The 12,204-nt window shown below is 40.3% G+C and carries 9 protein-coding genes; all 9 read left to right on the forward strand.

What is annotated here, in order from left to right; all coding sequences use genetic code 11:
* The 9 genes from ACAM30_RS21700 (at position 1) to ACAM30_RS21740 (ending at position 12,138) form a co-directional block, all read left to right on the forward strand.
* Positions 1–4,239: a beta-ketoacyl synthase N-terminal-like domain-containing protein gene (locus ACAM30_RS21700; protein ID WP_369616591.1), complete on the forward strand. Its 4,239-nt coding sequence runs from the start codon at positions 1–3 to the stop codon at positions 4,237–4,239.
* Positions 4,227–4,526 (forward strand): acyl carrier protein, encoded by a 300-nt coding sequence (locus tag ACAM30_RS21705; RefSeq protein ID WP_369616592.1) that lies wholly within the window; start codon positions 4,227–4,229, stop codon positions 4,524–4,526. The genes ACAM30_RS21700 and ACAM30_RS21705 overlap by 13 nt, the downstream gene beginning before the upstream one ends.
* A complete protein-coding gene (locus ACAM30_RS21710; RefSeq protein ID WP_369616593.1) occupies positions 4,517–5,299 on the forward strand; it encodes an alpha/beta fold hydrolase in 783 nt (260 codons plus the stop codon). Before ACAM30_RS21705 ends, ACAM30_RS21710 begins: the two co-directional genes overlap by 10 nt.
* Positions 5,292–7,697: a glycosyltransferase gene (locus ACAM30_RS21715; RefSeq protein ID WP_369616594.1), complete on the forward strand. Its 2,406-nt coding sequence runs from the start codon at positions 5,292–5,294 to the stop codon at positions 7,695–7,697. The genes ACAM30_RS21710 and ACAM30_RS21715 overlap by 8 nt, the downstream gene beginning before the upstream one ends.
* Positions 7,698–7,700: 3 nt before the next feature.
* Entirely contained in the window at positions 7,701–8,972 is a 1,272-nt protein-coding gene (locus ACAM30_RS21720; RefSeq protein ID WP_369616595.1) for a condensation domain-containing protein, read from the forward strand.
* Positions 8,969–10,222, forward strand: a complete 1,254-nt coding sequence (locus ACAM30_RS21725) for a condensation domain-containing protein (RefSeq protein ID WP_369616596.1) — start codon at positions 8,969–8,971, stop codon at positions 10,220–10,222. The genes ACAM30_RS21720 and ACAM30_RS21725 overlap by 4 nt, the downstream gene beginning before the upstream one ends.
* Positions 10,223–10,229: 7 nt before the next feature.
* Complete coding sequence (locus ACAM30_RS21730) at positions 10,230–10,766, forward strand: hypothetical protein (protein WP_369616597.1); 537 nt, start codon at positions 10,230–10,232, stop codon at positions 10,764–10,766.
* Positions 10,767–10,993: 227 nt separating this feature from the next.
* A complete protein-coding gene (locus ACAM30_RS21735; protein ID WP_369616598.1) occupies positions 10,994–11,884 on the forward strand; it encodes a helix-turn-helix domain-containing protein in 891 nt (296 codons plus the stop codon).
* On the forward strand, positions 11,881–12,138 hold the full coding sequence (locus ACAM30_RS21740) for a hypothetical protein (RefSeq protein ID WP_369616599.1): 258 nt from the start codon (positions 11,881–11,883) through the stop codon (positions 12,136–12,138). The genes ACAM30_RS21735 and ACAM30_RS21740 overlap by 4 nt, the downstream gene beginning before the upstream one ends.
* The last annotated feature ends 66 nt before the right edge of the window (positions 12,139–12,204 follow it).

Raw genomic sequence — 12,204 nt, forward strand, 5'->3', positions numbered from 1 at the left:
ATGAAAAAAACAGATATTGCTATTGTAGGTTTGTCCTGCCTGTTTCCCGGTGCAAAAAATCCAGAAGAATTTTGGCAGAATATCATCCATAAAGTCGACTCCACGCAAGTTGTTCCGGCAGATCGGATCGATCCGATTCACTTTAACGACAGCAAGGAAGCTACAGACCGATTCTATTGTAATCGCGGCGGATTTATTCCTGATTATGAATTCGACCCAACAGCATTTGGTATTTTACCACTTGCTGTTGAAGGCACTGAACCTGACCATTTATTAACACTTGACCTTGTTCAGAAAGCGCTAGAAGATGCAGGTGTATTCCGAAAAAAAGTTTCATTGGAACGAACCGGAATCGTCATCGGGAAAGGAAATTACACTGGTCCCGGAGCTACGCGTGCCATTGAAATTGTGCGTACAGGAGAACAAATTTCCTCGCTTTTGCAAGAACTATTGCCGGAAGTATCTTCCTCAGATATTAAAAAAATAAAAGAAGCCTTTCAGGAACGTAAAGGACGGTTTTCGGCAGATACCGCAATGGGGTTAATTCCCAATCTTGTGGCCTCATTAGTCTCCAACCGATTCAATCTTGGAGGCGTTGCTTTCACCGTTGATGCGGCCTGTGCAAGCGCTTTGGTAGCTGTAGATCACGCTGTACAAGAATTGCTGCGTGGCCGAAGCGATATGATGATTGCGGGAGGAGTCCATACTGGTCAAAATGCTGCATTTTGGAGCATATTCAGCCAATTGGGAGCATTATCCCATCAGCAGCAAATCAAGCCGTTTAGCGAAGATGCGGACGGATTACTTATTGGTGAAGGCTGCGGTTTTGTTGTCCTAAAACGGTTAGACGACGCTATACGCGATCAGGATAAAATTTATGCCGTTATTAAAGGAGTTGGTATCAGCAGTGATGGCAATGGAACAAGCGTGATGAGCCCTTCTGTAAAAGGTCAGTTAAAAGCACTGGAACAAGCATGGTCAAATGCCAGTTTAGATAAAGAACAAATCGGTTATCTGGAAGCTCATGGCACCGGAACTCCATTAGGTGATAAAACAGAACTGCAGACTCTGGCTCAGTTTTTTGGCAAAGAAGAAACCGCCGCACGAGCCGGTATAGGATCTGTTAAATCCAATATAGGGCATGCCATGCCTGCTGCCGGAATAGCGGGTTTGATCAAGACTTGTCTGGCCTTGCACCACGACATATTGCCGCCTACCTTATATTGTGAAAACCCAACTGCCTCTATACAAGACACCAGATTTACACCGATACAGGAAGCTAAGAGCTGGTCACAAACCGGTTTACCCAAAATCGCAGCAGTAAATGCATTTGGATTTGGAGGGATCAACGCACACGTAGTTTTAAAAGGGTATGATATTCCCAAAAAAGACGAAGTGTTGTTGCTTGCAAGGGAAACCCATGAAGCATTGCTTTCTGCACTTCAGGATAATAATACTGCTGTGGGAGATGGTGATTATCGTATCGCACTCTTTGATCCAACACCAGATCGTATCCAAAAAGCAATCAAAATTGTTACTAAAAATAATGCCTGGCGCAATAAACAAGATATATGGTACACCTCCACTCCTCTCTTACAAGACGGTGGCAAACTGGCTTTTGTATTCCCGGGATTAGATGGTTTAGAAAAAGGTGAAGTGGAAACAGTCAGTCGCTATTTTGGATTGACCCCTCCCATAGAAACAGCAGGTGAAGGACTGCTGAACGACGCATTAGGTATTTTTAACAATTGTGGCATACTAGACAGTTCCTTAAAAAAATTAGGGATCTATCCGGATATGAATGCCGGACATAGTTTAGGAGAATGGCTGGCGGGATATGCTTCAGATTTGGCCGAAGCCAGTTCAGTCAAGGACCTGATCGATGTTCTTGATCCAAAAACATTTGAATTAAAAGATTCTAAATTCATTGCTATTGGAGCAGGTCTTGAAGAGGTAAAGCCGTTGATTGAACAAATTCCGAATCTCTATGTTTCGAATGACAACTGTCCGCATCAGGTCATCCTGTGCGGTACCCTCGCTGCACTGCAGAAATTAACCCCTATACTAAAATCAAAACAGATATTCCATCAGATTTTACCGTTTCAATCCGGTTTTCATTCTCCTTTTGTTGCGGATAAACTGGATGTGATCTTAGCGGGCATGGAAAAAGTACAATTCCAAAAAACAAAAATTCCGTTGTGGTCAGCCACTACGCTCCTGCCTTATCCGGCAGATCTAAAGTCTATCCGTAAATTAAGCGCCGAACATCTGGTACAGCCTGTAAGGTTCAGGGAACTCACCGAAAAACTTTATGATGAAGGAGTCCGTTTTTTTGTTCAGGTGGGTACAGGAGGATTAATTGGTTTTATCGATGATACACTAAAAGGGAGAGCCTTTAGTACCCTTGCCTCTAGTGTAGCCAATCGAACAGCCCTTGCTCAGCTGCAACGGGTAGTAGCCGCATTATTTGTAGAAGGAAAAGTTCTGGCACTTGACTTTTTAGACATCCAAAATCACAGAAAAATAGTCCCTAAAAAAGGCATAAAATTACAACTAGGTTCCCCTATTATTCGCGATTTTGAAGCCCTGCAAAACTTAAGAAAATCGATCGATACGGTACAACCGAAAAAGGTTTTAGCGGAAGCAAAAGTAAGTCATCCATTGGTCCGTGCATTTCAGGACAATATCGCCGATATGATCCGAATGCAGGAAGAAGTATTGGACGTCTTTCAAAATCATACACAAACACAAACTGTTGTTTCGACACCGGTTTTAACGAAAAAACAACTGGCCGACGGTCCTTTTACAAAAGCACTACACGTCAATTTAGACACACATCCTTATCTCATTGATCACAGTCTTTTGCGACAACCCAAAGGCTGGTCCGATGTGGCAGATATGGAACCTGTGATTCCGATGACCATGATTTTTGAATTACTGGCAGAAGCCGCGCAAGCGGAACAGCCGGCAACCAAAATTCACAAGATCATGAACGTGAGTGTATTTCAATGGATGAATGTTGCCAAACCTTTTGAAAAAACGATAAAAGGTATCTGGCGCTCAGACAATCACGCCTATCTGGATGTTGAGAATTTTGCCAATGCCGAAGTACTTTTAGCAGCATCACATCCGCAACAGCCTGCTTTTGATCTGTCTATAGGCGAACGACTGCCTATCGAACGAACTCCTTTGGAAATCTATGAGAAGCACATGTTTCATGGAGAAAAATATCAGGGCATTACGGTGGTGTCTGCTGTTGGAAAAAAAGGCATTACAGGACAAATAAAAGGTAATGGTGGTAAGGGTTCCTTATTGGATAATGCAGGACAATTATTTGGATTATGGCTTCAGCTTACCTTAACCAAAGACCGAATTGCTTTTCCGGTGAAAATCAGGCAAATCGAATTCTTCGAAGACCTGCACGATCAGGACGGTGAATTTGAGTGTACCTGTATACTGACTGAATTAAACGATGAATTTGCCATCGCTGACATTATTCTTCAAAGAGACGGAAAAGTTTGGTGCGCTATAAAAGGGTGGCAAAACCGAAGATTAGAAATTGACGAAGCTTTATGGAATGTTTCCATGTCACCGTTGCATAACCGTCTGTCGGAAGAAATTGCCCCACAGGTCTTTTTCTTTCATCAGGCCTACTCGCGCGTCAGTTCCTGGGATTTTATATTGAAGCGTTATTTCAATCAAAGGGAAAAACAATACTATCAGGAACTCCTGCCCAACCGCAGGAAGAACTGGATGGTGAGCCGTGTAGCCGTGAAAGATGCCGTACGACAGGTGCTGAGTGAAAAGAAAAAACAGCCCAGTTATCCCATCACCTTTGAAATTTATTCTGATAAAGCAGGCAAACCTCATCTTAAAGGCAATGCTACAGAACAGATTCAGATCTCACTGGCCCATAAAGGAAAAGATGCCGTAGCCATTGCGCGGCACGATAAACCGGTGGGTATTGACATGGAAATCATTGCCGAACGCAGTCCTGAATTTTATCAATTGGTATTCACTGGTACAGAATCAGCCTTGTTAGAAGGTCGAGATCAGGCCGAATGGACCACCCGATTCTGGGTAGCAAAAGAAGCCTATGGAAAATTGTTGGGAACGGGACTGAAAGGAAACCCAAAAAGACACGAAGTAACCTGCATACAAGGCGATCATCTGTGGATCGATCAAATTGAAATTAAAACAATCAAACACCTAAATTATATTATCGGATGGACACTTTAAACACGACATTAAAAAGAAATCATGAGGAGTTATTCAACCTGTTAAAAGGTTTTATTACAGAAATTATTGGTGAAGAATTTGTAGAAGAGATGGATATCACTCCGGAGAGTTCGTTCACCAAAGATCTGGAAATGGACAGTATAGAGATTGTTTCTTTTTCAGAAAAAATCAAAGCACATTTTGGCGATCAGATCGATTTCACGGGCTGGCTGTCGGATATGGATTTGGATCAACTGATTAATCTTGATCTGAATAAGATCATTAATTATATCTACGAATGCCAATAATTACAGTTAATAATAAAAAAGTTCACGTACAGGAACTGAATAAAGATGCTGAAGATACCGTCGTACTGATCCACGGTATGTTTAGTAATCTTTCTATTTATTATTTTAACATTGCTCCCATTTTGGCACAGCACTTTCATGTGGTCATGTACGATCTGAAAAGTCATGGCAGAAGTGAGCGCACCTTAGAAGGATACGATTTAGAAACTATGTCCATTGATTTAATCGCAATGATGGATTGCCTCCAAATCAAAAAAGCACAACTTGTTGGCTATAGTTTTGGGGGACTTATTGCACTCCAAACTGCCTTGATCGCCCCTGAACGTGCAGACCAATTGGTTATCATCGAAGCACCCGATCCGAAAGATGAAAAGGCACGAGGTATTATCGAATCGTACAGCAAGGAATTTCTGGAACATTACATCACCAATTTTACGGATACCACCAAAGTGAAAATGGGAAAAAGACAATTCGAAAAAAACCATCGGTTATACGAGTTCCTATTCCACCAGACCAGTATCAAAGCAGATATGGTGAAAGAAAAAGATTTTCTGTATCAGGTTCCTATTTCCGAATTACGCATACCTACTCTGTTACTATATGGGACAGCTTCCGACTGTAAACCGACGGGAGAATGGTTAGAATCTCAAATTGATACAGCCGAGCTGAAACTCATCGATGGAGATCACAATATTCCCATTCAGGCTCCCATTCAGATAGCAGAAACTATTGTTCAATTTTTAACTAACCCCTTATTACAGAACTATGGCTAAATTTGTATTTGTTGTTCCCCCACTAACAGGTCATGTCAATCCAACATTGAGTATTGGTGCCGAACTTTTAGAAAGAGGACATGAAGTAGCGTGGATTAGTCTTGACCAAAACTTAAAGTCCAAACTTCCTGCAGGCGGACAGCTATTGCTTATCCAATACGATCAGACTGACGAAGAAAAAAGAGAGAGCGAACACTATCTGGACATCATTTCAAAAAAGGTCGTTTACGGTATTGAAAGTATCAAGTTTTTATACGACGAAGTATTGATCCCTTTAAACAGACATTGTTATAACGGAATTGTTAAGCTGCTGGAAATCTACCAGCCGGATTTGGTTATTGGTGATCATCAATTATTTGCGGCGGCAATTGCGGCAAAAAAAGTGAATCGTCCTTATGCGACCTCCGTAACCGCCCCGGCAGCAATCAAAATTATTAGTGAGTTGCCAAAAGTACACGAATGGGAAGTCAATCAAATCATGGCGCTGCAAGAAGAGCTTGGTGTCAAAGAAAACCAATCTTTGGCTTGCTCTGATCTTCTTACTTTAGTGTTAACCTCTCAATATTTCTTTGGAGAAATGGATCTCAACTCCAACTATCAATTTACCGGTCCGGTACTAACAGAACGCCGTGTATCTAATGATTTTGATTGGGAGCGTTTGAAAAATAGTCAAGAAAAAAAGATTTTAGTCAGCATCGGTACCACATTCGACCACGAGCATAAGAAAGTATTTTTTCAAAAGGTAATCGATGCATTTCAAGAGGAAGATCTAACAGTTGTAGTGGTTTCAGATCCCGATTTATTTGATCAGTGGCCTGAAAATTTTATGGTCTATGCGCAAATTCCTCAATTGGATTTGTTACCTCATTTAGATGCTGTCGTGTGCCACGGCGGACATAATACCGTTTCTGAAGCCCTCTCACATGGTCTGCCGCTTGTTGTCATTCCAATTGCATACGATCAGTCACATGTTGCGGGACGTGTCGTGCGTACGGGTGCAGGTGAACGTCTCAATTTTAACCGATTTAAAGCAAACCACTTAAGAACCAGTGTTCATGATATCCTGAACAATCCTCAATATCGGGAAGCGGCTCTAAAAGTTCGTCAATCTTTCATTGACGCAGGCGGAACAAAGACCGCAGCAGATTTACTCGAACATGCCATACTTTCTGCACAGCGGTCTACTGAATCTCCTGCCAAATTCCTTGTGGTTGTTCCGCCTTTCTTCGGGCATATCAGTCCGACATTGAGTCTGGGTGCCAGTTTATTGGCTCGTGGTCATGAAGTCAAATGGTTTGGTATTACACCTTTGGCGAAAGAACATATTCCTGAAGGAGGTACTTATATCTATCCCAAAGAGGAACTCTTACCCTATCAGGAGGAACTTCAACGAATATTAAAACGCCAGGATGACGGTCCTTCCTGTTCGGGACCGGAAGTCATGAAATTAGCGCTGGAAGAAACCTATGTTCCATTTGCTAAAATGATGATGCCGGGCTTAGAAACACTACTTGGGCAATGGCAGCCTGATGTAGTCATTAATGACTGTATCACTTTTGGCGGCGCTTTATTCGCACACAAACATCGTATCCCGTCTGTGACAACAACCCCGGTACCACCGGATGTTATGGGGGATACCGAAAAAAGTGCTCCTAAAATATTTGAATGGCAGCAAAATCTCATCAAAGAACTGCAAAAAGAAGTCGGTATTTCTGAAGAGGGCATATTCATCCATTCGCATCGATTAAACCTCGTGTTCACTTCACAGGCATTTGCCGGTTTTGAGACCGTACCCCCGCACATGAAATTTGTTGGTCCTGTAAAAGGCCGTCCGAATAATAGTCCTTTTGACTGGGACCGATTAGCAGCCAGTACCACACCTAAAATATTTGTATCATTGGGTACTTTATTAGTGGATATCCGTAAAGACTTTTTTGGTAAACTCATTGAAGCATTTGCCGACCAGCCCGTTACAATTATTGCGGCAACACCGCCCGAGATATTTGACGAATGGCCTGATAATTTTATCGTAAATGGTTTTGTCCCACAAGCTGCATTGATGCCTCAAATGGATATGGTGATCTGTCATGGTGGCTTCAATACTGTGAATGACACCTTTACTAATGGTCTGCCAATGTTGATTACACCAATCGCTTACGATCATTTTCATACTGCAAAATTGATTGAACAGGCCGGCTGTGGCATTAGTATTCGATACAAACGACTTCGGATAGACGACCTTAGAAAAACTGTCTTTGAGCTTTTAGAAAACCCTAAATACAGAAATGCAGCCAAAGAAGTGCAAACCGCTTTCTTAACAGCGGGTGGCAATGACAAAGCAGTTGCATTATTAGAAGATTTTGTAAAACAAGAACGTTCGGTATTAGCTTCAGTATAAGATATGAAAAGAAGATTGTTATTTGGAGAGCGTATGCTTTTAGGTGAAGGAAAAGAACCTTTTAATGTTGTTATTCCTTTCCGTCTGCGCGGTGTATTTGAGGAAAAAGACATTCAGTACGCTTTAAGCAGACTTCAGAAAAAACATCCCTGGTTACGGGCACTCATCCACCTCGATGAGAAGAATATCCCATGGTTTGAAGTGCCTAAACTAACGAATCCAATTCCCATTCGCCTCGTAGAGCAAAAAAGCGAAGAAGACTGGAAACGAGAATCTATGCAAGAATTACAGACACTCTTTGACTATAAAAATAAACCTATGATTCGTTTGGTGTGGATCAGAGGAAATGACAGCTCAGACATACTGCTGGTTTTTCATCACTGCCTCTGCGATGGTGGTTCTGCGATGAATTTGATTCATGAATTTCTAAAGGTATTGGATCATCCAACAGCAGATATAGGCATTGAGAATCCTATTTTAGGCATCCACGACGTTGTTCCTTCTTCTATTTTAAATAGTAGCAAGCAAAAGTTTAAGGCAAAATTGATTGGCAGGCTGGCAACATTCGCCATCAAATGCATTCCCGTCAGCAAAAAAGCGATTGATCGACAGACAGACTATTTGATTCACTGGAAATTAGATTCAGCCACGAGTCAGCAGCTTGTTTCACACTGCCAGTCACTAGACATCACCGTTAATACTTTTTTAAGTGCTATCGTATTGGATACCTTTAAAAAAGTACGCGGGAACAAAGCCTTTAATAAGGTTTCCTGCCCGGTAGATATCAGACGTTTTGCACCTCAGGTAAAAAAAGATCATATTTTCGCCTTTGGCCTGATGATCGTCCTGTCATCAAATCCTAAACTTGATTTCTCAGACAATTTACGTGAAATACAAAATCATGTAGACCGTAAAACAGCCAAACTTAATCCCTATATCACCATGATGGTTATGGAATCTGCCCATAAAGCATTACATAACTTTACAAAGCTTCTAAAACGAGGCAAGTCATCCAATGATTGTATGTTTTCCAACCTGGGACGTATTCAGATACCTCATCAATACCAATCTTTTGCGTTGGAAACTATTTTCAGTCCATCGGTCGTTGGACCTCTTGGCAATACAACCACCATCCTTACCTCTACTTATCAGGGTGTGATCGACTTCTCGTTTATGGGAAGCGAAGGTTATTTGCCTTATCATGAAGCTTTAGCCATTCGTGATGAAATAATTGATTCTATTAAACGCCAACTAAATTATCAGGCAGCCTCATGAACAAGCGAAAACTCTTATTAGTGGAACGAATCATGTATGTGGATTCTGCCACACCTCTAAACTGTGTCTTTACGGCAAAAATTAAAGGTGAAATTCTAAAAGAACAGATCGAAATTGCTTTGGAAAGAATCCAACACAAGCATCCACTGCTTCGTGCAGAGGTTGATTTACAGGATAAACAACATCCGGTTTACGTCATTAAGGAAAATATGAAACCTATTCCACTTCGCATTGTAAAACGTCAAACCGATACTCATTGGTTAGCGGAATCTGAACAGGAATGGTATCGGCAGTTTAAAGGCGAAGGCCTCCCTTTGGCTCAATTGGTATGGATCAAAGGTCAAAAATTCTCTGAATTGTTATGGGTTGTACCCCATTGTATCTGCGATGGAACCAGTATGGTCACTTTGATGCAGGAATTACTTGCTTTAATAGATAATCCCGCTCTTGATCTAAAACCTTATCCATTGTTCCAATCGGCCAACAATTTCCTTGCGCCAGAGTTTGATCTTCAAAAAAAAGCACGTAAAGCGAAGCTTTATTTATTCTTAGGGAAATTTTTCTTTTTACTGCAACGGAAAAATAAAAATAGAAATCACGGAAAAAATTATGCCATTCATTGGAAATTAGATCCGACAAACTCCGCCCTTATAAAGCAAAAATGCAAAGACAACGGTATTTCTGTTCATGCTATTCTTTGTACAGCCTTTATGCAGGCTTTTCAGGATCTACAAGGTGAAACAGCGAAAAAAAAGGTAATCAGTCCCATTGATATCCGCCATTTTATTCCTGAAATCAAAAAAGACCAAATGTTTGCCTTTGCCCCAACAGTGGAACTTTCACTAAAAAAGGAAAAAACTCAAATACTGGATCAGGCGAAACACATCAAAAAGGATCTTACTCAAAAAATAGAAAAAATGGACGCCCGCGAACTGTTATGGATGGGTGAACAAATGCATCCTCTGGTCGATCGCATGATTAAACTCCTAAAATCAAGCCAGGGCTCACACGATCTGACACTTTCGAATATGGGGAACCTTCCAATCCGGAACGATTACAAAAATTTCATTCTGGAAGATATTTTTAGTCCAACAGTAGCATTTCCATGGCTAAATTCAAACACTCTGGTTACGACTACTTTTAACGAACAAATGGATTTTACATTAATGTCCAATGAAGACTTCTTACCAAAACAGGAAGCTTCAAAAATCAAAGATAAGGCTCTGGAAATACTGGCTTTTTCCCTATAAATTACTTATGAAATCAGAAGCTCCGCCAAGAACGACAACCCTTAAACGCTTTTTAAGAAAGCGAGCCATTTACTATATTCTCCCTAACGTATGTTTCAATTTTATTATTGCTTACGCCAGTTTCCAGGAATTAGGGTATACTCATTTTTTTGCCGGTCCTCAAAGCTTAGCACGTTTAACGTTACCAATGGCTGTCTTTTTGCCTGTAATCCTGACCATGGATATCATCAATCGGGTTATTGTTGCCTCCAAACAGGAATTAATCGAAGTGGTAATAGATCATAACCTGAATAAAAATAGGTTTATAACAAAATTATGCCTGTTACACGGCATCATAACCGGTTTACTGGTATTAGCAGTTTTACTTCTTGCGCAGCAGAGCCTGACGGTTAATCATAAATTAGATCCAACTCTTATGGCTCTTCTGGATGCTGTTCTTGCAGGTGTACTTTCGATATTGTTTACTTATCTTCCCATATACAGGTTAAAAAAACATTTTTATAAACCTATTTCAAGAGTGCAGATAGAGGCTGATATCCATTGACAGAAAGCTCAATGCAAGCTCGTATAATCAACAGCGAAAGAGGTGAATTCGTCGCTCATTTTTTTTTTATTTTTATGAGTACATTCTTTACTCTATCGTATCAAAAAAGAATTGTAAAATAAGCAAACCAATTAAAATCAGTAAAATGTATCCGTTTTACATTGATCTGTATCTGTTTACTGAATATTCTATTTTCTAAATTTGCGTAATCTTAATTCAAGATTGATATGGGAAAAAAAATATTGAACATACAGGAATTCACAAAATACCTGAATCTGACGAATATAAAAAATGAAGATCTTCATATTGTAAACTTTCAAAATGAAGAAGACTTGCTTTTAAAATCAGAAGCGGTGACGATCGATTTTTATCTTTTGGCCATAAAACCTCCTTTTTATAAAAATTTGGTTCAGCAGGAACTGTTAGAAGACCAGTCAAATTCTTTTATGTATGTAGATTGTCCGCACAATTCAATCGCATGGGATATTACCCCTCCTTCTTCGGAATATACCATAATGGTGAGCAGTAAATACCTGAGTAAAATAGCTAAAAACTATAATTTTACCCATTATGGCAGTCATCATGAAGCATTATTTCTCACCAAAGAGGAAGAAACATTATTGTGGGATCTTTACAAAAAAACGCACGATGAATTTACAAAACAGTATTATTCAAAAGACATAATTGTCTCTTATATTACACTTATATTATCTTACACACAAGTATTTTATGACCGACAATTTGATACCCGAAGCAAAATCTATCATAAGGTTATTTCAGATTTCAACAGTCATTTAGAAGATTTCTTCAATAAAGAAGAGAGCATCGCAGGACTGCCGTCAGTAGCCTACTTTGCACAAAAATCAAACTTGTCTCCTAATTATTTCGGGGATCTGATCAAACACTTTACCGGAAGTTCCCCAAGTGAGCACATTCAGGATTTTGTGATCCGGCTGGCGAAAAACAAACTGAGTAATACCAGTCTTTCTGTAAGTGAAATTTCGTATAGTCTGGGGTTTGACTACCCGAATTATTTTGCACGTTTTTTCCGCAAGATTACAAAACACCTAGAGGTCAGTTTCCGGGTGGAGCGACCAGTGCAGTATATTCCCGCATGAGTATTGGTTTTGGTTGGGACGCCTTTTATCTGGCCGAAACATTATTAACACAGCCGATTTTGGTAATTGTAGGAGATAAACCAGGAGGTTTTGGCGCATACAGAGACGGATATGAGATCGTCAGACGTGCTGCTTCTGTTAAAAAGGAACTGGTAGTATTGAAAAATACTTCGCATTACGAATTATACGATCAGCCAAAACCTGTGGGATTAGCACTGGAAAAAGTAATCCCCTTCTTCAAAGAAAACCTATAATTTTCTTTAACAGGAACCAACTTTTTTACAAAAGGCTTGTCAAAAAAATAGCTACTGAATACCTGG

This window comes from Flavobacterium sp. CFS9 (genome assembly GCF_041154745.1).
Taxonomy (GTDB): domain Bacteria; phylum Bacteroidota; class Bacteroidia; order Flavobacteriales; family Flavobacteriaceae; genus Flavobacterium.

Bases quoted from the DNA above. Each gene is read 5' to 3' on its own strand.
- ACAM30_RS21700 (WP_369616591.1), top strand. From the start codon at position 1: ATGAAAAAAACAGATATTGCTATTGTAGGTTTGTCCTGCCTGTTTCCC.
- ACAM30_RS21740 (WP_369616599.1), top strand. From the start codon at position 11,881: ATGAGTATTGGTTTTGGTTGGGACGCCTTTTATCTGGCCGAAACATTA.
- ACAM30_RS21710 (WP_369616593.1), top strand. From the start codon at position 4,517: ATGCCAATAATTACAGTTAATAATAAAAAAGTTCACGTACAGGAACTG.
- ACAM30_RS21735 (WP_369616598.1), top strand. From the start codon at position 10,994: ATGGGAAAAAAAATATTGAACATACAGGAATTCACAAAATACCTGAAT.
- ACAM30_RS21725 (WP_369616596.1), top strand. From the start codon at position 8,969: ATGAACAAGCGAAAACTCTTATTAGTGGAACGAATCATGTATGTGGAT.
- ACAM30_RS21720 (WP_369616595.1), top strand. From the start codon at position 7,701: ATGAAAAGAAGATTGTTATTTGGAGAGCGTATGCTTTTAGGTGAAGGA.
- ACAM30_RS21715 (WP_369616594.1), top strand. From the start codon at position 5,292: ATGGCTAAATTTGTATTTGTTGTTCCCCCACTAACAGGTCATGTCAAT.
- ACAM30_RS21705 (WP_369616592.1), top strand. From the start codon at position 4,227: ATGGACACTTTAAACACGACATTAAAAAGAAATCATGAGGAGTTATTC.
- ACAM30_RS21730 (WP_369616597.1), top strand. From the start codon at position 10,230: ATGAAATCAGAAGCTCCGCCAAGAACGACAACCCTTAAACGCTTTTTA.